Origin of the sequence: Streptomyces sp. NPDC051310 (assembly GCF_044455245.1) — a bacterium.
Taxonomy (GTDB): Bacteria; Actinomycetota; Actinomycetes; order Streptomycetales; family Streptomycetaceae; genus Streptomyces.
In genome coordinates this window covers 1-26,229 of record NZ_JBITEO010000001.1, presented here as the reverse complement: position 1 = coordinate 26,229, position 26,229 = coordinate 1, and the positions used below count along the sequence as shown (strand labels likewise).

The 26,229-nt window shown below is 74.2% G+C and carries 22 protein-coding genes and 1 pseudogene; 14 read left to right on the top strand and 9 right to left on the bottom strand.

Annotated features, from left to right (window positions below):
* The first annotated feature begins 65 nt into the window (after nucleotides 1–65).
* The 5 genes from ACIA79_RS00115 to ACIA79_RS00095 are packed head-to-tail and all read left to right on the top strand — an operon-like array spanning nucleotide 66 to nucleotide 6,574.
* Nucleotides 66–2,114, top strand: coding sequence for a hypothetical protein (locus tag ACIA79_RS00115; RefSeq protein ID WP_399425498.1), 2,049 nt, complete (start codon nucleotides 66–68; stop codon nucleotides 2,112–2,114).
* 24 nt (nucleotides 2,115–2,138) lie between these two features.
* Nucleotides 2,139–3,677, top strand: a complete 1,539-nt coding sequence (gene pelF, locus ACIA79_RS00110; protein ID WP_399425496.1) for a GT4 family glycosyltransferase PelF — start codon at nucleotides 2,139–2,141, stop codon at nucleotides 3,675–3,677.
* Nucleotides 3,678–5,135 carry a hypothetical protein gene (locus ACIA79_RS00105; RefSeq protein ID WP_399425495.1) on the top strand — a complete coding sequence of 486 codons (1,458 nt, stop codon included), beginning with the start codon at nucleotides 3,678–3,680 and terminating at the stop codon, nucleotides 5,133–5,135.
* Between the two features lie 42 nt (nucleotides 5,136–5,177).
* Nucleotides 5,178–5,786 (top strand): spherulation-specific family 4 protein, encoded by a 609-nt coding sequence (locus tag ACIA79_RS00100; RefSeq protein WP_399425493.1) that lies wholly within the window; start codon nucleotides 5,178–5,180, stop codon nucleotides 5,784–5,786.
* Nucleotides 5,783–6,574 carry an endo alpha-1,4 polygalactosaminidase gene (locus ACIA79_RS00095; protein WP_399425492.1) on the top strand — a complete coding sequence of 264 codons (792 nt, stop codon included), beginning with the start codon at nucleotides 5,783–5,785 and terminating at the stop codon, nucleotides 6,572–6,574. Before ACIA79_RS00100 ends, ACIA79_RS00095 begins: the two co-directional genes overlap by 4 nt.
* 37 nt (nucleotides 6,575–6,611) lie before the next feature.
* Here the strand turns inward: ACIA79_RS00095 and ACIA79_RS00090 are convergent, their stop codons facing one another.
* Complete coding sequence (locus ACIA79_RS00090) at nucleotides 6,612–7,418, bottom strand: adenosylcobinamide-GDP ribazoletransferase (RefSeq protein WP_399426248.1); 807 nt, start codon at nucleotides 7,416–7,418, stop codon at nucleotides 6,612–6,614.
* A gap of 37 nt (nucleotides 7,419–7,455) precedes the next feature.
* Here ACIA79_RS00090 and ACIA79_RS00085 point away from each other — a divergent pair, with 37 nt between their 5' ends.
* Entirely contained in the window at nucleotides 7,456–8,232 is a 777-nt protein-coding gene (locus ACIA79_RS00085; RefSeq protein WP_399425490.1) for a hypothetical protein, read from the top strand.
* Here the strand turns inward: ACIA79_RS00085 and ACIA79_RS00080 are convergent.
* The 3 genes from ACIA79_RS00080 to ACIA79_RS00070 all read right to left on the bottom strand — a co-directional run bounded on the left by ACIA79_RS00080 (nucleotide 8,147) and on the right by ACIA79_RS00070 (nucleotide 11,577).
* Nucleotides 8,147–8,854 carry a hypothetical protein gene (locus ACIA79_RS00080; RefSeq protein WP_399425488.1) on the bottom strand — a complete coding sequence of 236 codons (708 nt, stop codon included), beginning with the start codon at nucleotides 8,852–8,854 and terminating at the stop codon, nucleotides 8,147–8,149. The two genes, ACIA79_RS00085 and ACIA79_RS00080, sit on opposite strands and share 86 nt — an antisense overlap.
* 339 nt (nucleotides 8,855–9,193) lie before the next feature.
* A complete protein-coding gene (gene cobT, locus ACIA79_RS00075) occupies nucleotides 9,194–10,294 on the bottom strand; it encodes a nicotinate-nucleotide--dimethylbenzimidazole phosphoribosyltransferase (protein ID WP_399426247.1) in 1,101 nt (366 codons plus the stop codon).
* An 83-nt stretch (nucleotides 10,295–10,377) separates the two neighbouring features.
* Nucleotides 10,378–11,577: a bifunctional adenosylcobinamide kinase/adenosylcobinamide-phosphate guanylyltransferase gene (locus ACIA79_RS00070; RefSeq protein ID WP_399425486.1), complete on the bottom strand. Its 1,200-nt coding sequence runs from the start codon at nucleotides 11,575–11,577 to the stop codon at nucleotides 10,378–10,380.
* A gap of 90 nt (nucleotides 11,578–11,667) precedes the next feature.
* Here ACIA79_RS00070 and ACIA79_RS00065 point away from each other — a divergent pair, with 90 nt between their 5' ends.
* Complete coding sequence (locus tag ACIA79_RS00065) at nucleotides 11,668–11,880, top strand: hypothetical protein (RefSeq protein WP_399425484.1); 213 nt, start codon at nucleotides 11,668–11,670, stop codon at nucleotides 11,878–11,880.
* A gap of 168 nt (nucleotides 11,881–12,048) precedes the next feature.
* On the top strand, nucleotides 12,049–13,035 hold the full coding sequence (locus tag ACIA79_RS00060; RefSeq protein WP_399425482.1) for an NAD-dependent epimerase/dehydratase family protein: 987 nt from the start codon (nucleotides 12,049–12,051) through the stop codon (nucleotides 13,033–13,035).
* Between the two features lie 93 nt (nucleotides 13,036–13,128).
* Here the strand turns inward: ACIA79_RS00060 and ACIA79_RS00055 are convergent, their stop codons facing one another.
* From ACIA79_RS00055 to ACIA79_RS00040, 4 genes and pseudogenes are all read right to left on the bottom strand, one after another.
* Nucleotides 13,129–14,202, bottom strand: coding sequence for a S1C family serine protease (locus tag ACIA79_RS00055; RefSeq protein ID WP_399425481.1), 1,074 nt, complete (start codon nucleotides 14,200–14,202; stop codon nucleotides 13,129–13,131).
* A gap of 50 nt (nucleotides 14,203–14,252) precedes the next feature.
* Nucleotides 14,253–16,071, bottom strand: a pseudogene (locus tag ACIA79_RS00050) (ABC transporter ATP-binding protein).
* Between the two features lie 47 nt (nucleotides 16,072–16,118).
* Nucleotides 16,119–16,853, bottom strand: coding sequence for a class I SAM-dependent methyltransferase (locus ACIA79_RS00045; RefSeq protein WP_399426246.1), 735 nt, complete (start codon nucleotides 16,851–16,853; stop codon nucleotides 16,119–16,121).
* A gap of 59 nt (nucleotides 16,854–16,912) precedes the next feature.
* The gene (locus ACIA79_RS00040; RefSeq protein ID WP_078887550.1) at nucleotides 16,913–17,509 is read right to left on the bottom strand and encodes a DUF3043 domain-containing protein; all 597 of its coding nucleotides are present in this window, start codon (nucleotides 17,507–17,509) and stop codon (nucleotides 16,913–16,915) included.
* A gap of 243 nt (nucleotides 17,510–17,752) precedes the next feature.
* On the opposite strand from ACIA79_RS00040, the gene ACIA79_RS00035 reads away from it, so the two are divergent.
* From ACIA79_RS00035 to ACIA79_RS00015, 5 genes are all read left to right on the top strand, one after another.
* The gene (locus tag ACIA79_RS00035; protein WP_399425478.1) at nucleotides 17,753–18,544 is read left to right on the top strand and encodes a PspA/IM30 family protein; all 792 of its coding nucleotides are present in this window, start codon (nucleotides 17,753–17,755) and stop codon (nucleotides 18,542–18,544) included.
* 12 nt (nucleotides 18,545–18,556) lie between these two features.
* Nucleotides 18,557–18,835, top strand: coding sequence for a hypothetical protein (locus ACIA79_RS00030; RefSeq protein WP_399425477.1), 279 nt, complete (start codon nucleotides 18,557–18,559; stop codon nucleotides 18,833–18,835).
* Nucleotides 18,836–18,904: 69 nt separating this feature from the next.
* A complete protein-coding gene (locus ACIA79_RS00025) occupies nucleotides 18,905–20,206 on the top strand; it encodes a sensor histidine kinase (protein WP_399425476.1) in 1,302 nt (433 codons plus the stop codon).
* Nucleotides 20,203–20,880 carry a response regulator gene (locus tag ACIA79_RS00020; protein WP_399425474.1) on the top strand — a complete coding sequence of 226 codons (678 nt, stop codon included), beginning with the start codon at nucleotides 20,203–20,205 and terminating at the stop codon, nucleotides 20,878–20,880. Before ACIA79_RS00025 ends, ACIA79_RS00020 begins: the two co-directional genes overlap by 4 nt.
* A 130-nt stretch (nucleotides 20,881–21,010) precedes the next feature.
* On the top strand, nucleotides 21,011–24,118 hold the full coding sequence (locus tag ACIA79_RS00015) for an efflux RND transporter permease subunit (RefSeq protein WP_399425472.1): 3,108 nt from the start codon (nucleotides 21,011–21,013) through the stop codon (nucleotides 24,116–24,118).
* A gap of 125 nt (nucleotides 24,119–24,243) precedes the next feature.
* Here the strand turns inward: ACIA79_RS00015 and nadA are convergent, their stop codons facing one another.
* Nucleotides 24,244–25,422, bottom strand: coding sequence for a quinolinate synthase NadA (gene nadA / locus ACIA79_RS00010; RefSeq protein WP_399425470.1), 1,179 nt, complete (start codon nucleotides 25,420–25,422; stop codon nucleotides 24,244–24,246).
* Between the two features lie 293 nt (nucleotides 25,423–25,715).
* Between nadA and ACIA79_RS00005 the strand changes: the two genes are divergently transcribed.
* Nucleotides 25,716–26,072, top strand: coding sequence for an iron-sulfur cluster assembly accessory protein (locus tag ACIA79_RS00005; RefSeq protein ID WP_399425467.1), 357 nt, complete (start codon nucleotides 25,716–25,718; stop codon nucleotides 26,070–26,072).
* Nucleotides 26,073–26,229 lie beyond the last annotated feature (157 nt).

Here is a 26,229-nt window from a genome sequence, read left to right as displayed (position 1 = left end):
CATCTCCACAGATCCTCCGGACGCCCCCACGCGTGTCCGGGGGTTCCCGCGAGGGGGGAAAGAACATGCACGTACCCGCATTCCGGGCCGGACGAGTCACCGGCGCACTGCTCGCCGCACTGCTGGTCGCCGGCGCCGTCCCGGCGGCCGGTGCCGCCGCCGCCGAGCCCGCGCCGCGCATCGACCTCACGGTCCTCGTCGTGGACGACGGCGGCGGCGCCGTCGGGGCCATCACCTCCGAACTGAAAGGTTCCGGCACGCCGTACCGCACGGTCCGCCTGGACGACCCCGGACGGCCCGTCATCGACGCCGCGTTCCTGTCCGAGGCCCGCGACGAGGCGACCGGACGCCCGCGCGCCAAGTACCAGGGCGTCGTCCTCCCCGACGAGGCACCCGCGGCGCTGACCGAGGCGGAACGATCCGCCCTCGCCTCGTACGAACGGACGTACGCCATCCCGCAGATCGACGCCTACACCTGGGCCCACCCCGGCGTCGGGCTCGACTACACGAGTGACGGCGGGCGCTCCGGGGTGCTCGACGGCGTCGGCACCGCCGTCACCGCCGCCGGCAGGGCGGGCCCCTTCCGCTACCTCGACGGGCCGGTCGTGTTCGAGGACAACGACCCCGACATCTCCGAGAGTTACGGCTACGCCGGGCGGCCCCGCGCCGGCTACACCAGCTACCTCGACATGCCCGTCGACGGCGGCGGCCGGGCCAGCCTCATCGGCGAGTACGCCCACGACGGACGCCGCGAACTGGTCGTCACCTTCGCCTACAACCAGTACCAGCGGCAGTTCCGGGCGCTGGCCAGAGGCATGGTGGAGTGGCTCACCCAGGGCGTGCACCTGGGGCAGAGCCGCAACTGGTTCTCCGTCCACGTCGACGACGTCTTCGCGCCCGACGCCCGCTGGGACACCGCACGCAACTGCACCCCCGGCGACTTCGACTGCGTCGGCGGCGACGGCGAAGGCACCGCGCCCATCCGCATGACCGCCGCGGACGCGCAGTACGCCGCCCAGTGGCAGCGCGCCAGCGGCTTCACCCTCGACATGGTCTACAACGCCGGCTCCGGCGAGGAGTGGAAGAGCGAGAACGGCGGCAGCGACCCGCTCACCGCCCAGCTCGTCGCCGACCGCGCCCAGTACCGCTGGATCAACCACACCTATACGCACCCGTTCCTCGGCTGCGTCCAGGACACCTCCACCGTCCCGTGGAGCTGCGCCAAGGACGCGTCGGGGAACATCCGCTGGATGAGCCGCGCCGAGATCGCCGCCCAGATCCGCGACAACCACACCTGGGCCGTGAACAAGGGCATCGCCGTCGACCGCACCGAACTCGTCACCGGCGAGCACTCCGGCCTCAGGACCCTGCCGCAGCAGCCCGCCGACAACCCCAACCTCGCCGGAGCCCTCGCCGACACCGGCGTGAAGTGGCTCGCGAGCGACAACTCCCGCGAGCCGCAGCAGCGGGCCGTGGGCGCCGCGAAGACCGTGCCCCGGCACCCGATGAACGTGTACTACAACGTCGGCACGGCCGAGGAGATGACCGACGAGTACAACTGGATCTACACCTCCGCGGAGGACGGCGGCAGCGGCGTCTGCGCCACCAACCCCGCCTCCACCTGCCTCGACGAGCCCCTGGACGTGCGCACGGGCTACGCCGAGTACATCGTCCCCCAGGAGGCCCGCATCGCCCTCGGGCACGTCGTCGCCAACGACCCACGGCCCCACTACGTCCACCAGTCCAACCTCGCGGAGGACCGGCTCCTCTACCCCGTCCTCGACAAGGTCCTCGCCGACTACCGGGCCCTGTTCGCCGACAACACCCCGCTCGTCAACCCCCGCCAGCGCGACACCGGTACGGAGCTGACCCGCCGTGCCGCCTGGGACCAGGCCCTCGCGGCCGGCCGGGTCACCGCGTACCGCATCGGCAGCACCGTCACCGTCAAGGCACCGGCCGGCGTGAGCGCCCCGGTCACCGCGCCCGAGGGGACCCGCAAGCAGCAACTGCTCGGCTCCACCGCCTTCGGCACCCCGTACGCGGGGGCACGCTCCGCCTGGACCGCTCCCGAGCTCCTCCAGTCGGCGATCACGCTCACCCTGCCGACCGCCTGACCAGCTCACTTCCGGGGGGAACCGATGCCGACCACAGGCCGCCATGTCACCATGCTCACCGAAGGCACCTACCCGCACGTCCACGGCGGCGTCTCCACCTGGTGCGACCAGCTCGTGCGGGGCATGCCCCAGGTGGACTTCCAGATCCTCGCCCTCACCGGCAGCGGCCGCGAACCGGTCACCTGGGAGCTGCCGCCCAACGTCCGCCGGCACACCGCCTTCCCCCTGTGGGGCCCGGCGCCCGGGCGCGGGCGGCCGCTGATCGGCCGGGAGAAGCGCCGCTTCACCGACACCTACGAGCGCTTCCTGCTGTCGATACTCGACCCGTCCGCCGGCTGCGACTTCGGCGAGAGCCTCTACGGCCTCGCCGAGACCGCCCGCCGCGGACGGCTGTCGGCCGCCCTGCGCTCCGAATCGGCGCTGCGGTCCCTGATGTGGATATGGACCATGCCCCACCTCCGGACCGCCGCGGCCCGCCCCACCGTCCACGACGCCCTGACGGCCACGGACCTCCTCGAACACGCGCTGCGGCCGCTCGCCGCCCGCATCCCCGCCGACAGCGTCGCCCACGCCGTCTCCAGCGGCCTCGCCACCCTGCCCGCCCTCGCCGCCCAGCGCTTCGACGGCGTACCGTTCCTCCTCACCGAGCACGGCATCTACCTGCGCGAGCGCTACCTCGGCTACCGCTCCGCAGCGCAGCGCTGGCCCGTCAAGGCCCTGATGCTCGGCTTCTACCGCGAGCTCAACTCCCTCGGCTACCGCCAGGCCGACCTCATCACCCCGTGCAACCAGTACAACCGGCGGTGGGAGGAGCGCGGCGGGGCGCCCTCCGCCCGCATCCGCACCGTCTACAACGGCGTCGACCCGCACGCCTTCCCGCTCGCCGGACCCGAGCCCGATGTGCCCACCCTCAGCTGGTGCGGCCGCATCGACCCCATCAAGGACCTGGAGACGCTGATCCGGGCGTACGCCATCGCCCGCGCCGAAGTGCCCGCACTGCGGCTGCGACTGTTCGGTCCCGTCCCCGCCGGCAACGAGGACTACCGCACCCGGCTGGAGAAGCTCGCCGCCGAGCGGGGCGTCACCGACGGCATCACCTACGAGGGCCGGATATCCGACGTGGCGAGCGCCTACGCGGCGGGCACGCTCGTCATGCTCTCCTCCATCAGCGAAGGCTTCCCCTTCTCCCTCATCGAAGCCATGTCCTGCGGCCGGGCCACCGTCTCCACCGACGTGGGCGGGGTACGGGAAGCGGTCGGCGACACGGGCCTCGTGGTGCCGCCGCGGGAACCCGCCGTGATGGCCGAGGCGGTCGTCGCGCTGCTGCGCGACGGCGAGCGGCGCGCCGAGCTGGGCCGGCGGGCCCGGCAGCGGGTCGTGGACCGGTTCACCCTGCGCCGCTCCGTCGACGGGTTCCGCCGCATCTATTTGGAGCTGGCCGGGCTGCCCGAACCCGAGCCCCTCGACAGCGACGACTGGACCCTGCAACTGCGGATCGCCGACCTCCCCGCCGGTTTCGCCGGCGGGACCCCCAGGTTCCGCGAGCTCGATCGGACGATGTGAATGAGCGGCTCCCTCTGGCTCACCCCGCCCCCCTCCGGCACCGCCACCGACACCCTGCCAGCCCTTCCCCGCCCGCGCCCCGGCTGGGCCGCCGCCGACCCGATCGACGAACTCACCCACCGCCTCGAAGACGTGATAGCGGCCGCCGTCCACCCCGACGAGATAGCCGCCATCCTCGAGTCCGACGGCATGACGGACGACCACATACGGCTCACCTACGGCCGGGAGGACTCCTTCGCCCTCGCCGAGGACCTCTACGCGCGCGTGGACCGGCGCTACCCCGAACCGGAGGGCCCGCCCACCGACCGCTGGCACACCGGCCTCGCCGGGTGCCTGCTGCGCGGCCTGGTCTTCGCCCTGCCCGGCCTCGCGTACGTCGTGGGCGCGCCCTTCCTGGCGGGGCCGCCCGGCGCGCTCGGCCTGCCGGCCGGCACCGTCCCGCTGCTCGCCGGCGCGGTCACCGGCTGGGTCTGGAACCAGGCCCTGTCCCACCGCGCCTACTCCTGGCTCGGCCTGGGCGACCGGCGGGCCGCCGCCCGCGCCCTGCTCACCGGCGCCCCCGCCGGTGCCCTGACCGGCGCGGCCGTCGCCGTCGCCGCGGCCGGCCCGGGGGAGTGGCGCGCCGCCGCCTTCGCCGCCGGACAGGCCCTGTACCTGGCGGCCGCGACCGTCCTGCTGGTCCTGCACCGCGAGAAGGCGCTGCTGTGCGCGCTGCTGCCGCTCGCGGCGGGCGCCCCGCTCGCCTTCTGGCTCGACCTGCCCCTCGCGGTGCGCACCGCCCTGCTGGTCGTCCCCCTCGGCATGTCCGTCGCCCTCGCCCTGCGCGTCCTGCTCCCCGCCGCCGCACCGGGCATGCCGGGGCGCGCCGCGCCGGGACTCGCCGCGTCCCTGCCGTACGGGCTGTTCGGGCTCGGCACCGGCGGGCTCGTGCTGTACGCGGCGGCCGGCGACGTCCTCGCCGACGGGCCGGGCGCCGCGGTGGCCGCGCCCTCGGCGGTGGCGCTGACGCTGTCCATGGGGCCCGCCGAGTGGCTGCTGCACCGGTTCCGCAGCGAGAGCCTCGCCGGGCTGCGGGCCAGCACCAGCGCCCGCGACTTCCGCCGCGGCACCGCCGCCACGCTGGCGCTCTGCCTCACCGCGTACCTGACGGTGCTGCTGGTCCTGGCCGCCGCCGGGACCGCGCTGTGGCCCGGGGCGCCCGGCCTCGGCGGGGTGCGCCTGGTGTCCCTGCTGCTGATCGGCGTGGTGCTGTGGGCGGCCCTGCTGCTGCAGTCCTTCGGAGCGGTGCTCAGCGCGGCCCTGGTGTGCGCGGCCGCCACCGGCGTCCAGTCGGTGGCCCTGGCCACCGGCACCGGGGACCCCCGGCTGGTCGGCGCGGGCGTCGCCGGGGCCGCGGCCGCGGTGCTCGCCGTACTGGGCTGGATACTGCTCGGACGGGCGACCAGCCACCGCCACTGAGCACCCCCGCACGCGTCACGACCCGCACGAAAAGGAACGCCCGTGGACCTCCTGGTGCCGTACTACGAGCACCCCGCCCTCCGGCCCGCCGAATGGGACGCGCTCATCGCCGCCGCGCCGCTGCTGTACGGGGTGGTGCTCAACCCCGCCAGCGGCGCCGGCGACGCCCCCGACCCCGCCTTCGTGACCGTCGCCGACCGGCTGCGCGCGGCCGGGGTGTGCGTCCTCGGCTACACCGACACCGACTACGGCCGGCGCCCGCACGCCGACGTCCTGAAGGACCTGGTCCGCCACCGCGACTGGTACGGCGCCGACGGCGCGTTCCTCGACCAGGTCCCCACCGAGCCGCACTTCGTCGAGCACTACCGCCGGCTGGGCGTGGCCGCCCGCGCGGCCGGGGCCGCCACCCTCGTCCTCAACCACGGGGCGCACCCCCACCCCGCGTACACCCAGCTGGCCGATCTGCTGGTCACGTTCGAGGGGCCCTGGGACACCTACCGCGCCCTCGACCTGCCCGTCGCCGACCACTACTGCCACCTGGTCTACGCGGCCCCGCCCGACGCCCGCGTCACCACCCGCGTGCGCTGCGCCGTCCCCGGCGGCGGCGCGCACCCCTGGGGCACGCTGCCGCACCCCCTGGAGCGCACATGAGCCGCCGCGCCCCGCTCGTCGCGGCGGCGCTGCTGCTGCTCCTGGCCGGCTGCATGAGCCCGTCCGACGACGCGCCCGCCCCCCGCACGGGCCGCTGGCAGCCCGCGCCCGGCCAGGAGTGGCAGTGGCAGCTCAGCGGCCGCCTCGACCCGGCCGTCGACGTGCCCGTGTACGACATCGACGGCTTCGACCACAGCGCCGGAACCGTTGCCGACCTGCACCGGCGCGGCCGCAAGGTGATCTGCTACCTGTCCACCGGCGCCCACGAGGACTGGCGCCCCGACGCCGGGAAGTTCCCCAGGGAGGTCCTCGGGCGCGGCAACGGCTGGGAGGGCGAGCGCTGGCTCGACATCCGCCGCACCGACGTCCTGGAGCCGCTGATGGCCGCCCGCCTCGACATGTGCCGGGACAAGGGCTTCGACGCGGTGGAGCCCGACAACATGGACGGCTACGCCAACGACACCGGCTTCCCCCTCACCGCCGCCGACCAGCTCCGCTGGAACCGGCTGATCGCCCGCCTCGCCCACGAGCGCGGCCTCGCCGTCGGCCTGAAGAACGACCTGGACCAGATCCCCGAACTCCTCGGCGACTTCGACTTCGCCGTCAACGAGCAGTGCGCCGAGTACGGCGAGTGCGAGCGGCTCAGCCCGTTCGTCCGGGCCGGCAAGGCGGTCTTCCACGTGGAGTACGAGCTGCGCAAGCGCGACTTCTGCCCCGAGGCCGAGCGGCTGCGGATGAGCTCGATGAGGAAGCGCTACGAGCTGGGGGTCTGGCGCGACCCCTGCTGACCCGGCACCACCGGCACGCCGGGGACGGCCGGCAACCTCACCGCCCGAAGGTCAGCACGACCAGGGCCACGGTCGCGGCCGTCTCGGCCACCGCCCCGAACACATCGCCGGTCACCCCGCCGAAGCGCCGTACACAGCGCCGCAGCAGCAGCTCCGCCGCCCCGGCGGCCGCCACCGCCGCCAGCACGCCCAGGACGGCGCCGTACGGCCCCGCGCCGAGCAGCCCGCCCGCCGCGCACCCCGCTCCCACCAGCACGCCCGCGCCGAGGGCCGCCCGTGCCGGGACCGTCCCCGCGACCACCGCCCCCAGGCCCTCCGGCCGGGCCGCCGGGACCGAGGCGCGGGACGCGAGGGTGAGCGCGAGCCGGGCCACCGTCCCCGCGAGGACCGCGCCGGCCGCGCCCTCGGTCCAGCCCTGCGCGTACAGCTCGCGGCCCGCGGCGACCTGGGCGAGCAGCACGAACAGCAGAGTGATGACCCCGAACGGCCCGATGTCCGACTGCTTCATGATGCGCAGCGCGTCCTCGGCGGGCTTGCCGCTGCCCAGGCCGTCCGCCGTGTCCGCGAGCCCGTCGAGGTGCAGGCCCCGGGTCAGCACGGCCGGGACGGCCGCCGAGGCGACGGCGGCGAGCAGCGGCCCGCCGCCCAGCAGCAGCACCAGTCCGCCGGCCGCCGCCGCGCAGACCCCCACCACCAGCCCGGCCAGCGGGGCGCAGAGCATTCCGGCGCGGGCGGCCTCGCGGTCCCAGCGGGTCACGCGGGCGGGCAGCACGGTCAGGGTGCCGAAGGCGAACCGTATGCCGTCGACGGTCGTACGGGTGCGGGAAAGGGTCACCGCGCGCAGGGTAGTCGCTAGAAGGCACGATCCTGGAGCGAGTGGGATGGGTCACTGGTTTTACCGCAACATCATCGAACCGGGGAAGCTCCCGCTGCTCGTCGCTCTGGCCTCCTTCGTCCTGACGTTCCTCATCACCCGGACGGTCACCCGGCTGATCCGGGCCGGCAAGGGGCCCTTCCGCAACGTCACCCCCGGAGGGATGCACATCCACCACGTGGTGCCGGGTGTCGTCCTCACCCTGATCGGCGGCTTCGGCGCGGTCGCCGTCGGACGGCACGGCGCGGCGACCATCGTCTGCGCGGTGGTGCTCGGCATGGGCGCGGGCCTGGTCCTGGACGAGTTCGCGCTGATCCTCCACCTCGACGACGTCTACTGGAGCGAGCAGGGCCGCCAGAGCGTGGAGGTCGTGGTCCTCACGACCGCGCTGCTCCTCCTCGTCCTGCTCGGGTTCTCACCGCTCGGCGTCGACGAGGTCAGCCCGGCGGAGCGGCAGAGCCGCGCGAGCCTGCTCGCCAATTTCGCGCTGAACTTCCTCTTCGTGCTGGTCGCGCTGTTCAAGGGCAAGTTCCGCATGGCCGTCATCGGCCTGTTCCTGCTCCCCGTCGCGATCTTCGGCGCCCTGCGGCTGGCCCGCCCGGGCTCCCTGTGGGCCCGCCGCTTCTACGGCCGCCGGCCCCGCGCCCGCGCCAGGGCCGGGCTGCGCGCCTACCACCACGACCGCCGCTGGAACCGGGTCAGGCACCGCTTCCAGGACCTGATCGCCGGGGCTCCGGACCGCGGCCGGCACCTGCGGCGCTCCTCCCGCGACGAGAAGCGCTGAGCGCTTCCCCCACCGCGCACGCCACCAGCACCGCGGCGATCGCCGCCAGGTGCTCCTTGCCCGCGAGGTTGTTCTTCACCAGCACCTCGACCACCATCGCCACGACCACCAGGGAGCCGGTCAGCCAGGCGCGGTGACGCCAGCAGACGACGACCGCCAGCCCGACCACCGCCGCCGACGGGCCGGTGTCGACGACCCGTGCGTCGGACGCGGGCAGCCCCAGCGCGCTGCCGGGGCCGAGCGCGATGCCGAGGCGCGCGTACATCGTCCCGGCCAGCGTCGCGGCGTACGCGACCAGCAGGGTGAGCCGGCGGCCGAGGCAGATCTCGGCGATGCCGAACACCAGCAGGATCTGCGCCAGGGCGCCCCAGACGGGCAGGTCGAGTGCGGGGACGAACAAGGACAGCGGGGTGCGCAGCAGCGCCTGCCACAGCGGGTCCTGCGCGCGCACCGACCCGATGTCCTGCACGGGCTGGTAGCCCCAGGGCTGGTTCTGCACGAGCTGGAACAGCGCGGTGAGCGTGACGGCACCGAGGGTCATGGCGACGGCGCGCCACCCCCGGTCGGTGAGCCCCGTGCGTACCGCCGCGAGAAGCGGCCCCCACTCGCGGCGGACGGACATGCGGGCTCCCGATCGGTCGGTACGGCATTCGAGCACGTTCGAAGACCGTGACGACCATCGTGAAGTTGACCCGTGGCGGAGTGATCCGGATCTCCCCCGGTGCGGGGCGGCGGCCCGTCCGGTGGCCGGTGCGCCCGGGGACACCGGCTCCCGTCCGGTGGCCGTGTCTCCCCGTGTGGTCCCCTGCGGGGCGGCGCGGTCCCCGACCGGCCGGTGCCCGCCGGCAGCGAGCCGGCACCGCGGCTGCCGCGCGCAGCGGCGCGCCGGCCGGTCAGGCCCCGGTCGGGCCCGCGGCCCGGTTGCCGGCCCCCTCCGGGGCACCTCGGGCACGCCGGCCGGTCAGGCCCCCGGCCCGGCCTCCGGCTCCTCCCGGCGCTCCCCGGACCCCTCGGGCCCGGCCTCCGGCTCCCTCTCCGGCAGTTCCGCCGCGAGCGCCGCGGCCGCCCGGACCAGGGGCAGCGCGAGCAGCGCCCCGGTTCCCTCCCCGACCGTGACGCCGTGGTCGAGCAGGGGGTTGAGCGCCATCCGGTCCAGCGCCTTCGCCTGCGCGGGCTCGCCGGTCACCTGCCCCGCCAGCCACCAGTCCGGCGCGCGGAACGCGGCCCGCTGCGCGACCAGCGCGCACGCCGCCGACACCACGCCGTCCAGGATCACCGGCATCCGCCGCACCGCGCTCTGCAGCAGGAACCCGGTCATCGCCGCCAGGTCCGCCCCGCCGACCGCCGCCAGCAGCTCCAGCTGGTCGCCGAGCACGGGGCGGGCGCGGCGCAGTGCGTCACGGACGGCCGCGCACTTGCGCATCCACGCGAGGTCGTCGATCCCGGCGCCGCCGCGGCCGGTCACGACCGAGGCGTCGGTGCCGCACAGCGCGGCGATCAGCGTGCTCGCGGGCGTCGTGCCGCCCACGCTCAGGTCGCCCAGCACCACCAGGTCGGTCCCCGAGTCCGCCTCCTCGTCGGCGAGGGCGATGCCGAGGCGTACCGCCCGCTCGGCCTCCTCCGGCGTCAGGGCGTCCTCGACGTCGATGCGGCCGCTGCCGCGCCGCACCCGGTGGCGCACGACCTCCGCGGGCAGCAGCTCCGGGTCGCAGTCCAGGCCGGCGTCGACGACCCGCACCGGGACGTCCATCCGGCGGGCCAGTACGGCGACGGGGCTGGTGCCGTCCAGCACGGCCCGTACGAGCGCGTGGGCACCCCCCGCCGGGCGGCCCGAGACGCCCAGCGAGGCCACCCCGTGGTCCCCGGCGAACAGCACCACGCGCGGCTGCTCGACCGGCCGCACCGGGACGGCGCCCTGCGCGGCCGACAGCCACTCGCCCAGCTCGTCGAGGCGGCCGAGCGCCCCGGGCGGGACGACGAGGCGCTCCCGGCGTTCCTCGGCGTCCCGCCGCGTACCGCTGTCGGGGCGCTCGATCAGTTCGGAGAAGTCGTCGAGATCCATCCTGCTCATTCGCCGAACAGTACCGTCCGCCGGCCGGGCGGCGCCGGGCGCCGGGGAGACCGGCCGCGGCCCCGGACGGGCGGTCAGCCCCGCAGCACCAGGGCCTGGCCCGCGACCACCAGCAGGACGTGCTCGCACTCGTCCGCGAAGGCCGCGTTGAGCCGCCCCAGCTCGTCGCGGAACCGCCGTCCGGAGGCCGTGGCGGGCACCACCCCGGACCCCGCCTCGTTCGTCACGGCCACGACCGTGCGGCGCGTGGCGCGGACCGCGGCCACCAGCTCGGCCACCCGGTCCCGCAGCTCGCGCTCCCCCCGCTTCGCCCAGACGTCGTCGTCCCAGGCGCCGACGCGGTCCATGGCGTCCGTCAGCCACAGCGACAGGCAGTCGATCAGCAGCGGCGGCCCGTCCTGCCGCAGCAGCGGGACCAGCTCGCACGTCTCCTCGGTACGCCACGACCCGGGCCGCCGGTCGCGGTGGGCGGACACCCGGGCCGCCCATTCCGCGTCGCCGTCCCGGCTGCCGCCGGTGGCGACGTACACCACCTCGGGGCAGGTCTCCAGGCGCCGCTCGGCCTCCAGGGACTTGCCGGACCGGGCCCCGCCGGTCACGAGGGTCCGGCGCGGCACGTCGGGGACGTCGTGGTACTCGCCGACCACGAGGGTCGTGCCGTCCGGCACCGCCCGCGCCCCGGCGGCGGCCAGCCGCCGGTCCAGCTCGGCGCCGGGCGGTACGTCGTGGTCGAGGTGCACGGCGACGACGTCGGTCGCCGCGCCGATGCGGCCGGCGCCCCGCAGCCGTGCCACCGCGTCCGGCCGTCCGAGCACGTCGCCGAGGACCATGTCGTACGGCCGCCTCGCCTCGGTGACCCCGGCGGGGCCGCCGCCCGGCGGCAGGTAGAGCAGGCGCAGGCCCTCCGGGGAGGTCACCTCGTACCCCGTGCCCGGCGCGTCCATGGCCACCGCGCGCACCCGGTGCCCGCTGATCAGCGTCAGTTCCCTCCCGTCCGGCACCCGCCCGGCCGCCGGCAGCCCGGCGGGCAGCTCCACGGCCGGCCCGTCGTGCGGGTGCGTCAGCAGCACCTGCCGCACACCGGTGAGGGACCGCCCCGCCCGCGCGGCGGCCAGCGCGGCCCCCGGCGTGAGGTCCAGCAGCAGCGCCCCGTCCACGAGCAGAGCGGTCGCGGCACGCACGGCGCCGCCGCGGGCGGCGGCGCACCGGGCGCAGGGGCAGTCGGGGCGGGGCAGCCCGTCGGGGGCACCGGTGCCGAGCAGAGTCAGTTCCACGGGGAGATCCTCCCGCGTCCCCGCACGGGCTGCGCGCCCGGCTACGCTGCGGGCAGGAAACCGATCACCTGGTGAACCCGGGAGGCGCACATGGCATGGACGTGGCGATTCGAGAAGTCCGACGGCACGGAGGCCCGGCCGGCGTCCCCGCCGGAGGAATTCACCACGCAGGGCGACGCCGAGTCCTGGATCGGTGAGACCTGGAAGGACCTCCTGGAGGAGGGCGTGGACCAGGTCCGCCTCTACGAGGACGGCACCGAGATCTACGGCCCCATGAGCCTGCACGAGGCCGCCGCCGGGTAGCGCCCGGCGCTTCGCCCACCGAGGCCCCGCCCCGGTCGCGCCGGGGCGGGGCCTCGCGCCTGCCCCCGGGCACGCGGACCGTCCGCCGCGGTCGCCGGCCGTGGCTCATCCGTCTGCTGTCGGCTAATCCGTGCCCGGACCGGCCGCTTGTGGTGCTTGGGTGGCGGGATGGAGATCCTGATTCTGGGCGGAACGGCCTGGGTGGGCCGCGAGCTGTCGCGCCAGGCGGTCGCACGCGGCCACCGGGTGACGTGTCTGGCGCGCGGCGAGAGCGGCGCGGTCGCGGCCGGGGCGAGACTGGTGGCCGCCGACCGGCGCGACCCCGCGGCGTACGCGCCGCTGCTCGACCGGGAGTGGGACGCGGTCGTCGAGGTGTCGTGGCAGCCGGGTTTCGTCCGCGGCGCGCTGGACGCCCTCGGCGGGCGGGCCGCGCACTGGACGTACGTCTCCTCCATCAGCGCCTACGCCTCCCACGCGGAGCCCGGCGCGGACGAGTCCGCCGCCCTCCTCGCCCCGACCGGCCGCGCGGAGGCCGACCGCTCGCTCTACGGCGAGGCGAAGGTGGCCTGCGAGCAGGCGTCCGCGGCGGTCGTGGGCGGCCGCCTCCTGACCGCCCGTGCCGGTCTCATCGGCGGCCCCGGCGATCACAGCGGCCGCTCCGGCTACTGGGTGGCCCGCGCCGCACGCGACCCGCACGGGCCGATGCTGGTCCCCGGCACGCCCGGCCTGCCGACCCAGGCGATCGACGTGCGGGACCTGGCGGCCTGGCTGCTCGACGCCGCCGGGAAGGGGGTCACCGGGACGTACGACGCCGTGGGCCCGGCCGTTCCGTTCGGCGAGTGGACGGAGCTGTCGCGGGCCGTCGGCGGGCACACCGGCCCGGTGGTCACCGCCGACCCCGCGTGGCTGCTCGCGCAGGGCGTGGCCCAGTACATGGGGGAGGACTCCCTGCCGATGTGGGTGGCCGACCCGGACCTGCTGGGCTGGTCGGCGCGGGACGGCTCCGCGGCGCGCGCCGCGGGCCTGCGGCACCGGCCCCGGGAGCGGATGCTCGCCGACACCCTGCGCTGGGAGCGCGAGCAGGGCCTGGACCGGCCCCGCCGCGCCGGCCTGGGCGCACGGCGCGAGCGGGAGCTCATCGACGCCCTCGCGTGACCTCCGGCGACCGCGGCCCCACAGGGGAGGGCCGCGGTCGCCGGTGCCGGGCCGCCCGGGCGCGGCGGGTCCGGCGGAGTCCCGGCCCCCCGGTCAGATCTCGCCCAGCGTGACCGTGACCGTGGTCTCCCGTCCGTCCCGCACGTACGTCACCGGCACCCGGTCGCCGGGCTTCGCCGCAGCCAGCACCTCGAGCAAGGAGGTGATCGTGGAGATGTCCGTGTCACCGATCCGGGTGATGATGTCGCCGGTCCGCAGCCCCGCCCGCGCCGCCGCCCCGCCCTCCGCGGCCTCGACGACCGCCACGCCCGCCGGCCGGTACCGGTCGTCCAGGACGGTGCGGCCGGCGATGTCGAGGGCCGCCCGGCCCGAGTCCGTGACCCGGCCGGTGCGGACGATCTGGTCCGCGATCGTACGCACCATCGAGGCGGGGATCGCGAAACCGATGCCGGGCGCCGCGCTGCCCCCCATCCCCGGGTCGGCCGCGGCCAGCGTGGGGATGCCGATGACCTCGCCGTCCAGGTCGACCAGTGCTCCCCCGCTGTTGCCGGGGTTGATGGCCGCCGACGTCTGCACCATGTTGCCGATCGTCGCGCCCGTCCCGCCGTCCGCGCCGGGTTCGCTCACCGTGCGGCCGGTCGCCGACACGATGCCCTGGGTGACGCTGCCGGACAGCCCGAGCGGCGAGCCCATCGCCAGCACGATCTGACCCACCTCGACCGCGGACGAGTCGCCGAACCGCGCCGGCTTCAGCCGCGGCGGCGGGGTGTCCAGCTTGATGACGGCGAGGTCCTGCTCGGGGTAGCTGGAGACGAGCCGGGCGCCCAGCTCGTCCCCGCCCGTCGCGACGGTGACCCGGAACGACCGCTGTTCGCCGACGACATGGGCGTTGGTCACGATGTGGCCCCGGTCGTCCCAGACGACACCGGAGCCGAGGGCCGGGCCCGCCTCGATCTGGACGACCGACGGCAGGACGTCCCTGATCACCCTGCGGTAGTCCGCCTCCAGCTCCTGCGCCGCCCGCGGCGCCCCGGCAGGGGTCGCCGCTGGCGACACGGCCGGCGACGCGGGCGGGGCCGCGGCCGGCGGGCGGGCCGTGCAGCCGCCGGCCAGGGCGACGGCGGTGATCACCGGGAGCGGCACCAGCACGCGTACGGCAGCACTCATGCCGCGAGTGTCCTCCGCCGGCCCCGCCGCGGCCCGCGCAGCGCATCCGATCAGGGGGTGGACGCGAGGAACTGCGTCGCCGCCAGCTCCCCGTACAGCGGATCCGCGGCCACCAGCTCGGCGTGGGTGCCGACCGCGCGCACCCGCCCCGCCTCCATCACCACGATCCGGTCGGCGAGCGTCACCGTCGACAGCCGGTGCGCCACCACCAGCACCGTCACCTCGCGCGCCACCTCCGCCACCACGTCCCGCAGCGCCAGCTCGTTGACCGCGTCGAGCTGGGAGGTCGCCTCGTCCAGCAGCAGCAGCCGGGGCCCGCGCAGCAGCGCCCGGGCGATCGCGACGCGCTGGCGCTCACCGCCCGACAGCTTGGAGCCGCGGTGCCCCACCACCGTGTCCAGGCCGTCCGGCAGCCGTTCCACCAGGCCGTCCAGCCGCGCCCGCACCAGCACCTCGCGGATCTGCTCCTCCGTGGCGTCCGGTGCGGCGAAGACCAGGTTCTCGCGCAGCGTGCCCGCCAGGACCGGCGCGTCCTGCTCGACGTACCCGATGGCCGCCCGCAGCTCCGCCAGGGGCCAGTCCCGTACGTCCCTGCCGTCCACGAGGATCCGGCCGCCGGTCGCTTCGGAGAACCGCTCGATCAGCCCGAACACCGTCGTCTTGCCCGCGCCGGACGGCCCGACGAACGCCGTCATCCCGGCGCCCGGCACCTCGAAGGAGACGCCGTGGTGGACGTACGGGAGGCCCTCGCGGTACCGGAAGGCCACGTCCTCGAAGACGACGGACGCGGGGCCGGCGGCGGCCGGGGACGGGGCGGGGGACACCGGCTCGGTCTCCAGCCGTTCCGCCTCCTCGATCCGGGCGATGGCGGCCGCCCCCACCTGGTACTGGGTCGCCGCTTCCACCAGCTTCGTCACCGGGTCGATCAGGTGGAAGAGGTACAGCAGGAAGGCCACGAGCGTGGCCACCGAGATCTCCCCCGACGCGACCCGCGCGCCGCCGACGCCCAGCACCGCCAGGAAGGACACCTGCACGGCCAGCCCGACCGACGACCAGGCGACCGACTGCCACTTCGCCGACGTCAGCCCGTGCCGCCACGCGTCCGTCGCGGCCTCGTCGACGACCGCGGCCTCCCGCTCCTCGGCGCCCGACGCCTTGACCGTACGGAACGCGCCGAAGGCGCGCTCCAGCCGGGCGGAGATCTCGCCGACCGCCTCCTGGGAGCGCTTCGTCGCCTGCGAGATCTTCGGCATGACCAGGGCGAAGGAACTGCCGATCACCACGATCACGCCCACGGTGACGCCGAGCAGCACGAGGTCCATCACCGCCATCATCACGATCGTGGCGAGGAACCCGAGGCCGCCCACCGCCGCCGAGACGATCGAGTCGGTCCGGCCGGGTTCGCTCCACCTCCGGCAGCCGCAGCCGCAACAGCCGCCCGATCAGGGTGCGGCGCGCGGCGAGCACCACGGACTCGGCGGTGCGTTCCAGGACGTACGCGCCGACCGCCTCGATCGCCGTGCCGAGCACCACCAGCGCGGTCAGCGCCAGCAGGACGGCGGTGACCGGCTCCTCCTGCCCGAGCCGCTCCACCAGGGCCTTGGCCGCCAGCGGCTGGGCGATGCCGGTCGCGGCACCGACGAGGGCGAGCAGACCGCCGAGCGCGACGGTCCAGCGGTGCGGCCGGAAGTGCCGGTACAGGGCCCGCCAGGTCTCGCGGGCGGGCAGCTTCGGGGTGTCCCCCGGGCCCAGTGCCCCGGAGCCGCGGGTTCCGTAATCCTCGGTCCCCGGCTTCCGCGGCCCGGGGTCACGGCTCGCGGGGATCCCGGCCCCTGCACGTGTCCCGGGCGTCCCGGGGTTCTGCTCCATGCTCACGTCGGCAAGGACGCGCCAACCCCCGCCGCCACCTGAGTGGATCAGCCGCGTACCCCGCACAGGTGCAGCAGCGCCGCCACCCGCCGGTACGGCTCGGTGCGCGCGGCGCGGTCCTCCGCCGCCAGGAGCCGCTCCAGCTCCTCGGCCGCGGGCAGCCCCTCCTCGTTCGGTACGAGGTCGGTGAAGACCCGCACCCCGTACCAGGCCTGCAACGGCGCGGCGATCCCCGCCAGCGTCGCCGTCAGGTCCTCCAGCCGGTCGGCCCGCACCTGGAGCCCGAGCCGGTTGACGTACGCGTCGGACTCGAACGCCGCCAGCGCCCCCGACCAGTCCCCGGCCAGCCCCGGCCGCATCGCCAGCGCGTCCGCGTTGCGCACCAGCAGCGACAGCAGCCCGCCCGGCGCCAGCATGCGGGCGAGCCCCGCCAGCATGGCGTCCGGCTCCTCCACGTACATCAGCACGCCGTGGCACAGCACCACGTCGAAGCTGCCCGGCAGGAAGTGCACGCCGGTCTCCCGGCCGTCACCCTCGATCAGCCGCACCCGCTCCCGGATGCCGGCGGGCTCGGTCGCCAGCGACTCCCGCGCCACCTTCAGCATCTCGGGGTCGGACTCCAGGCCGGTCACGGTGTGCCCGGCCCTGGCCAGGCGCAGCGCCTGCGTGCCCTGGCCCATGCCGACGTCGAGGACCCGCAGCCGCTGCCCCACGGGGTAGCGGGCGGCTATCTGCTCGTCCAGCTGGCGGGCGACGAGCTCCTGGCGCACGGTGTTGCGCAGTCCGCCGAGCCCGTCGAGCCATACCCCCGATGCGCCTCCGAAACCGGAGACCTGCGTGCTCAGGGCCGCTCTCCGCGCTTGACCTGCGGCTTCGGCAGCCGCAGTCGGCGCATCTGCAGCGAGCGCATCAGGCCGTACGCCACGGCGCCGCGCTTCGGCTCGTTCGGGAAGCGCTCGTTCAGCTGCTTCTTGAGCCGGATCCAGATGCCGATCGAGTCGACCACGATCATCGCGATCACACCGAGCCACAGCAGCAGGGCGATGTTCTGCAGCTGCGCGACCCGGACCATGGACAGCACCAGGATGACCACGGCCATCGGCAGGAAGAACTCGGCGATGCAGAACCGCGAGTCGATGAAGTCGCGGACGAAGCGGCGCACCGGCCCCTTGTCACGGACGGGCAGGAAGCGCTCGTCACCGCTCGCCAGCGCCTCGCGCTGCTTGGCCAGGTCCGCGCGGCGGGCCTCGCGCTGGCGGCGCATGGCCTCCTTGCGGTCGAGCGGCACACTCTGGGCGCGGCGGCGCTGCGTCTGGGCCTCACTCCGCTTCGGGGTAGGTCGGCCCTTGGGGGCCTGAGGGTCGCGGGGCTGCTTGGAGAGGTCCGCCGTCACCTTGTCGGTGGGGGCCTTCTCTTCCTTCGAACGGCTACGGAACACAAAGCCCAAGGGTACGGGGTACCCGGCATGGACCCCACCCCCGCGGGGAACGATCCGGCAACAGCCTGCGTCCTCACGGGACACGGGCCCCTACTCCTTGCGCCGGATCACGGCCGTACGCAGTCGTCCTTGGGGATGAGCGCATCACCGCTCGAACAGTGCGGTAATGGATGCAGGGCCCGTACTGTGGGTTCTGTTGGAGTGCTGGAGTTGAGTCCGTCACGAAGGGGGCGCGCGAAGCCCATGAGCGGTGTCATGAAGCGTATGGGGATGATCTTCCGCGCGAAGGCGAACAAGGCCCTCGACCGGGCCGAGGATCCGCGCGAGACCCTCGATTACTCGTACCAGAAGCAGCTGGAACTGCTGCAGAAGGTGCGCCGCGGCGTCGCCGACGTGGCGACCTCGCGCAAGCGCCTGGAGCTCCAGCTGAACCAGCTCCAGAGCCAGTCGGCCAAGCTGGAGGACCAGGGCCGCAAGGCGCTCGCCCTCGGCCGCGAGGACCTGGCCAGGGAGGCGCTGTCCCGCAAGGCCGCGCTCCAGCAGCAGGTCTCGGACCTGGAGACGCAGCACCAGACCCTCCAGGGCGAGGAGGAGAAGCTGACGCTGGCAGCGCAACGGCTCCAGGCCAAGGTGGACGCCTTCCGGACGAAGAAGGAGACCATCAAGGCCACCTACACCGCCGCCCAGGCGCAGACCCGGATCGCCGAGTCCTTCTCCGGCATCTCGGAGGAGATGAGCGACGTCGGCGTCGCCATCCAGCGGGCCGAGGACAAGACCGCCCAGCTCCAGGCGCGGGCGGGCGCGATCGACGAGCTGCTCGCCTCCGGCGCCCTCGACGACCAATCGGGGCTGCAGAAGGACGACATCCAGGCCGAGCTGGACCGCCTGTCGGGCGGTACGGACGTCGAGCTGGAGCTCCAGCGCATGAAGGCGGAGCTGGCCGGGGGCACCACCCCCCAGCAGGCCATCGAGGGCGGTGCCCCGCAGGACCAGGCCCAGCAGCAGTCCTCCCACCCGAAGTTCGACAAGCAGTAAGGACGGGTCGTCATGATCGTGAGGATCATGGGGGAGGGCCAGGTGGAGCTGGCGGACAGCCACTTCGCCGAACTGAACAAGCTCGACGACGAGCTGCTCGCCGAGATGGAGAACGGCGACGGGGAGGGCTTCCGCCGCACGCTCCACGCCCTGCTGGAAACGGTCCGCCAACTCGGCGAGCCGCTGGCCGACGACTCCCTCGAACCGTCCGAGCTGATCCTGCCGTCCCCCGACGCGACCCTCGAAGAGGTCCGCTCGTTCCTCTCCGACGACGGCCTCTTCCCGGGCTGACACCGGCGTCCGGCGCCGCCGGCCGCCCCTCGGGGGTCGGCGCCCCGGGGGCGGGCCGAGCCCGTAGCGTTGCGTGGCGTGACCTCTCTCGGAAACCGGGTGGGGCGGGGGCGGCGCTGGCTGCGCGAGCACCCGCTCGCGTTCGACGGCGCCCTCGCCCTCGCCGTCCTCGTCTGCATGGTCGTCGGCTCGTTCGTCGATCCGCACGGGCATCGCCACGGCCCCTCCTTCGGCGAGCGCACCCCCGACGCGCGCAGCGTGCTGCTCATGCTCACCGGCGCCGCCGTGCTGGTCTGGCGGCGCCGCAGGCCCCTGCCGGTCCTGCTGCTCACCGGCGCGGCGGGGGTCGTCGAGTACGCCGAGGGCGACCCGGCCGCGCCCGTCGCCATGAGCGCCGTGATCGCGCTGTACACCGTGGCCTCGCGCACCGACCGGCCCACCACCTGGCGGGTCGGACTGCTGACGATGACGGTCCTCACCGGCGCCGCCATGCTGCTGGGCGCCGCGCCCTGGTACAGCCAGGAGAACCTGGGCGTCTTCGCCTGGACCGGCATGGCCGCGGCGGCCGGGGACGCCGTGCGCAGCCGCCGCGCCTTCGTCGACGCCATCCGCGAGCGCGCCGAACGCGCCGAGCGGACCCGCGAGGAGGAGGCCCGCCGCCGGGTCGCCGAGGAGCGGCTGCGCATCGCGCGCGACCTGCACGACGTGGTCGCGCACCACATCGCCCTGGTCAACGTGCAGGCCGGGGTCGCCGCCCACGTCATGGACAAGCGCCCCGACCAGGCCAAGGAGGCGCTCGCCCACGTCCGGGAAGCGAGCCGCTCCGCCCTCGACGAGCTCCGGGCCACCGTCGGTCTGCTGCGCCAGTCCGGCGACCCGGAGGCGCCCACGGAACCCGCCCCCGGACTGGCCGTCCTGGACGACCTGCTCGCCACCTTCCGCCACGCGGGCCTCCCGGTGGAGCTGGCCCGCACCGACGGGGGCACGACGCTCCCCGCGGCCGTCGACCTCGCCGCGTACCGGATCATCCAGGAGGCGCTGACGAACGTCCGCAAGCACGCGGGCCCGGACGCGAGGGCCGAGGTGAGCGTGGTCCGGGTGGGCCGCACCGTCGAGGTCACGGTCCTCGACGACGGCGCACCCGCCCCCGCCCCGGACGGCGGCGCCCACCGCGGCGGCGGCCGAGGGGACGGTCACGGCGAAGGCCGCGGCGGCGGCCCCGACCGCGGACACGGGGGCCACGGGCTGATCGGCATGCGCGAGCGCGTCACCGCCCTCGGCGGCTCCCTCACCGCGGCCCCCCGCTACGGCGGCGGCTTCCGCGTCCACGCGATACTTCCCCTCACCGCACCGACAGGGGAGGCCACGTGACCATCAGGGTGCTGCTCGCCGACGACCAGGCGCTGCTGCGCAGCGCGTTCAAGGTGCTGGTGGACTCGGAGCCCGACATGGAGGTGGTCGGCGAGGCGGCGGACGGTGCCGAGGCGGTGGCCCTGGCCCGCTCGCAGCGGGCGGACGTCGTCCTGATGGACATCCGGATGCCGGGCACGGACGGCCTGGCCGCCACCCGCATGATCAGCGAGGACCCCGACCTCGCCGGGGTCCGGGTGGTCATGCTCACCACCTTCGAGGTGGACGAGTACGTCGTCCAGTCCCTGCGCGCCGGTGCCTCCGGCTTCCTCGGCAAGGGCGCCGAACCCGACGACCTGCTGGACGCCATCCGTGTCGCGGCCGCCGGCGAAGCACTGCTCTCGCCCGCGGCGACCAAGGCCCTCATCGGCCGGTTCCTCGCCCAGGCCCCGGACGGCACCGGCCCCTCGGAGCGCTCCGACCGGATCGCCGCACTGACCGTACGCGAACGGGAGGTCCTGGTGCTGGTCGGCGGCGGCCACTCCAACGACGAGATCGCCGACCGCCTGGAGGTCAGCCCCCTCACCGTCAAGACCCACGTCAACCGGGCCATGGCGAAGCTCGGTGCCCGCGACCGCGCGCAGCTGGTCGTCACGGCGTACGAATCCGGACTGGTCCGACCGAGGGTGGAGTGACGGAGCACCCGCGTGTACTCCATTCGGTGTATGCCGCGAATAAGCAAACGGGACCTGGGGGCGACGGATACCCCCTTCCTGATGGCTGATCGTATGAAGACCTGCCGATCCGCCACAGAAGAGAGACCCCATGTCCTGGCTGTCCAGATTCAGCCTCGCGCAACGGGCCCTGATCGGGCTGATGTCCATCGTGGCGATCGTCTTCGGGGCGATCGCCATCCCGCAGCTCAAGCAGCAGCTGCTGCCCTCCATCGAACTCCCGATGGTGTCCGTCCTCGCGCCCTACCAGGGCGCGTCGCCCGACGTGGTCGAGAAGCAGGTCGTCGAACCGCTCGAATCGGCCATCAAGGCGGTCGACGGCATCACGGGCATCACCTCCACGGCGAGCGAGGGCAACGCCGTGATCATGGCCACGTTCGACTACGGCGACGAGTCCACCAAGCAGCTCGTCGCCGACGTCCAGCAGGCCGTCAACCGGGCCCGGGTGCAGCTGCCGGAGAACGTCGACCCGCAGGTCGTGGCCGGCTCGACCGACGACATACCGACCGTCGTCCTCGCCGCCACCTCCGACAAGGACCCGCAGGCGCTGGCCGACCAGCTGGAGCGGACCGTGGTCCCCGCCCTGGAGGACATCGACGGGGTCGGCCAGGTCTCCATCGACGGCGTCCAGGACCTCCAGGTCTCGGTCACCCCGGACACCGCCGCTCTCGCGAAGGCCGGGCTGGACACCATGGCCCTGGCCGAGGCGCTGAAGTCGGGCGGCGCGACCGTCCCGGCCGGCTCCTTCTCCGAGGACGGCAAGAGCCGCACGGTCCAGGTCGGCGGCGGCTTCACCTCCCTGTCCCGGATCCAGGACCTGCGCATCCCGTCGGGCAAGGGCGGGGCGGTGCGCCTCGCGGACGTCGCCACCGTGAAGGAGGAGGAGTCGGCCCGCGTCTCCATCACCCGCACCAACGGCAAGCCCAGCCTCGCCGTCATGGCGACGATGGACAACGACGGCAGCGCCGTCGCCATCTCCGACGCCGTCCGCGACAAGCTCCCGGAGCTGCGCGAGGACCTCGGCTCCGGCGCCGAGCTGACCGTGGTCAGCGACCAGGGCCCGGCGGTCTCCAAGTCGATCTCCGGCCTCACCACCGAGGGCGCGCTCGGCCTGCTCTTCGCCGTGCTCGTCATCCTGGTGTTCCTGGCCTCCGTGCGCTCCACCCTGGTCACGGCGGTCTCCATCCCGCTCTCGGTGGTCCTCGCCCTGATCGTCCTGTGGACACGGGACCTCTCCCTCAACATGCTGACGCTGGGCGCGCTGACCATCGCGATCGGCCGGGTCGTCGACGACTCGATCGTGGTGCTGGAGAACATCAAGCGCCACCTCGGCTACGGCGAGGAGCGCCAGGCTGCCATCCTCACCGCCGTGCGCGAGGTCGCCGGCGCGGTGACCTCCTCCACGCTCACCACCGTCGCCGTGTTCCTGCCGATCGGCCTGGTCGGCGGCATGGTCGGCGAACTCTTCGGCTCCTTCAGCCTCACCGTCACCGCGGCGCTGCTCGCCTCGCTGCTCGTCTCGCTCACCGTCGTACCGGTCCTGTCGTTCTGGTTCCTGCGCGCCCCCAAGGGCACCCCTGAGGACCCGGAGCGGGCGCGCCGCGAGGCGGAGGAGAAGGAGTCCCGCAGCCGGCTGCAGCGCGTGTACGTGCCGGTCCTGCGCTTCGCCACCCGGCGCCGCCTCACCAGCGTGGCCATCGCGGTCGTCGTGCTCATCGGCACCTTCGGCATGGCGCCGCTGCTGAAGACCAACTTCTTCGACCAGGGCGAGCAGGAGGTGCTCTCCATCAAGCAGGAGCTCGCCCCCGGCACCAGCCTGGAGGCGGCCGACGCCTCCGCCCGCAGGATCGAGAAGGTCCTCTCCTCCCTCGACGAGGTGAAGGATTACCAGGTCACCGTGGGGTCCTCCGGTTTCATGGCGGCGTTCGGCGGTGGCACGGGCGCCAACCAGGCGTCGTACCAGGTCACCCTCAGCGACTCGGCGTCGTACGAGAAGACCCGCGACCGCATCGACGCGGAGCTGGCCCGGCTCGACGGCATCGGCGAGACGACCATCGCGGCCGGTGACGGCTTCGGCAACCAGGACCTCAGCGTCGTCGTCAAGGCGGCCGACGCCGCCACCCTGCGCAAGGCGGCGGACCAGGTCCGTACCGAGGTCGCCCGGCTCGAGGACGTCACCGACGTCCAGAGCGACCTGTCGCAGTCCGTCCCGCGCGTCTCCGTCAAGGCCAACGCCAAGGCCGCGGACGCCGGCTTCACCGACGCCACCCTCGGCATGGCGGTCGCCCAGGCGGTCCGCGGCACCCCGGCCGGCACGGCGATCCTGGACGACACCGAGCGGGACATCGTCATCACCTCGGCCTCCCCGGCACGCACGATCGCGCAGCTCGAGGCGCTGCCGCTGGGCCCGGCGAAGCTCGGCGACCTCGCCGAGGTCACGCTGGTCCCGGGCCCGGTGTCCATGACCCGGATCGACGGCTCGCGGGCCGCGACGATCACGGCGAAGCCGACCGGTGACAACACGGGCGCGGTCAGCACCCAGCTCCAGTCGAAGATCGACGCGCTGGACCTGCCCGACGGGGCGACGGCCACCATCGGCGGCGTCTCCGAGGACCAGCAGGAGGCCTTCGCCAACCTGGCCCTGGCCATGCTGGCGGCGATCGCGATCGTCTTCATGCTCCTCGTCGCGACCTTCAAGTCGCTGATCCAGCCGCTGATCCTGCTGGTCTCCATCCCGTTCGCGGCCACCGGCGCCATCGGCCTGCTGATCGCGACCGGCACCGCCATGGGCGTCCCGGCCCTCATCGGCATGCTGATGCTGATCGGCATCGTGGTCACCAACGCGATCGTGCTGATCGACCTGATCAACCAGTACCGGGCCCAGGGCCTCGGCGTCATCGAGTCCGTCATCGAGGGCGGCCGCCACCGCTTGCGCCCCATCCTCATGACGGCCCTCGCGACGATCTTCGCGCTGCTCCCGATGGCCCTCGGCATCACGGGCGAGGGCGGCTTCATCGCCCAGCCGCTCGCCGTGGTGGTGATCGGCGGCCTGGTGACGTCCACCCTGCTCACCCTGCTGCTGGTGCCGACGCTCTACGCGATGGTCGAGCTCCGCAAGGAGCGCCGCCGCGCCAAGCGCGCCGCCCGGCGCGACACAACGCCCGCCCCCGCGCCGGAGCGCACCCCCACTCCCGCGTGACCCACCCCGCCCCCCCACCCCGGCCCGGCCCCGCACCCCGCGGGGCCGGGCCGGGGCCGTCGGGGCCGGTACGCGCAAGGGGCGCCCCGCACCGGCGGGACGCCCCTCACACAGTGGCGGCATGCTTACGGGAGCGCCAGCATCCGCTCCAGCGCCAGCTTCGCGAAGCTCTCCGTCTCCCGGTCGACCTCGATGCGGTTGACCAGGTTGCCCTCGGCGAGCGACTCCAGCGCCCACACCAGGTGCGGCAGGTCGATGCGGTTCATCGTCGAGCAGAAGCAGACCGTCTTGTCGAGGAAGACGATCTCCTTGCCCTCGTCGGCGAAACGGTTCGCCAGGCGACGCACCAGGTTCAGCTCCGTGCCGATGGCCCACTTCGACCCGGCCGGCGCCGCCTCCAGCGTCTTGATGATGTACTCGGTCGACCCCACGTAGTCCGCCGCGGCCACGACCTCGTGCCTGCACTCCGGGTGCACCAGCACGTTGACGCCCGGGATGCGCTCCCGCACGTCGTTCACGGAGTCCAGGGAGAAGCGGCCGTGCACCGAGCAGTGGCCGCGCCACAGGATCATCTTCGCGGCGCGCAGCTCGTCCGCCGTCAGGCCGCCGTTCGGCTTGTGCGGGTTGTAGACGACGCAGTCGTCCAGCGACATGCCCATGTCCCGCACGGCGGTGTTGCGGCCGAGGTGCTGGTCCGGCAGGAAGAGCACCTTCTCGCCCTGCTCGAAGGCCCAGTCCAGGGCGCGCTTGGCGTTGGAGGAGGTGCAGATCGTGCCGCCGTGCTTGCCGGTGAAGGCCTTGATGTCGGCGGAGGAGTTCATGTACGAGACCGGGACGACCTGGTCGGCGATGCCCGCCTCGGTCAGCACGTCCCAGCACTCGGCGACCTGCTCGGCCGTGGCCATGTCGGCCATGGAGCAGCCGGCCGCCAGGTCCGGCAGGACGACCTTCTGGTCGTCGCCGGTCAGGATGTCGGCCGACTCGGCCATGAAGTGCACACCGCAGAAGACGATGTACTCGGCCTCCGGCCGCGCCGCCGCGTCCCGGGCGAGCTTGAAGGAGTCACCGGTGACGTCGGCGAACTGGATGACCTCGTCGCGCTGGTAGTGGTGCCCCAGCACGAAGACCTTGTCCCCGAGCTTCTCCTTGGCCGCGCGGGCGCGCTCCACCAGGTCCGGGTCGGAGGGCGACGGCAGGTCGCCGGGGCACTCGACGCCGCGCTCGCTCTTGGGGTCGGCCTCGCGGCCGAGCAGCAGCAGGGCGAGCGGCGTCGGCTGGACATCCAGGGGCTGGGCGGTGGTCACGTCACGCACCCTTTCTTCTCTCGATAAGCGCGGCGAAGCCGCTCCGGGGGGAGCCGGTGGCTTGCACCGGAGAGCCTTTTCGTCTAAATGACGCTATCTATCATAACCGCTTCACGTCACTTTGACGATGTCCATAGCGTCGATGTGACACATCACCCCTCCGCGGACGGGCGCTTGCCCGGAACCCGGTGTGCGAGCATGGAGAGGACGAGCACTCGGCCCGGAATGAATCCGCGGCCCCGCCGGTTGCACCCGTCGGCAAGCAGTCTCCGTACACACCGGGAGAGAAGCAGATGTCCGTATCGGACGAGAAGACCACTGTCAGCGACGGCATCCTCCTGACGGACGCCGCGGCGGCCAAGGTCAAGGCCCTGCTCGACCAGGAAGGCCGTGACGACCTGGCGCTGCGCGTCGCCGTTCAGCCCGGCGGCTGCTCCGGCCTGCGTTACCAGCTCTTCTTCGACGAGCGTTCCCTCGACGGCGACGTCGTCAAGGACTTCGGCGGCGTCAAGGTGGTCACCGACCGCATGAGCGCCCCGTACCTGGGCGGCGCCTCCATCGACTTCGTCGACACGATCGAGAAGCAGGGCTTCACCATCGACAACCCGAACGCCACGGGCTCCTGCGCCTGCGGCGACTCGTTCAGCTGACGCACGGCCTGCGCGCAGGCCCTCCGCGTACGAAGGCGGCGGGGGGGGGCGGGCCCCCCCGGGGGCGGGGCCCCCGGGCGGGGCCGCGCGGGGGGGGGGTGGGGGGCGCCCGGGCCCCCCGGGGCCGCGGCCCCCCCGAGGGGGCGGGCCCCCGGGC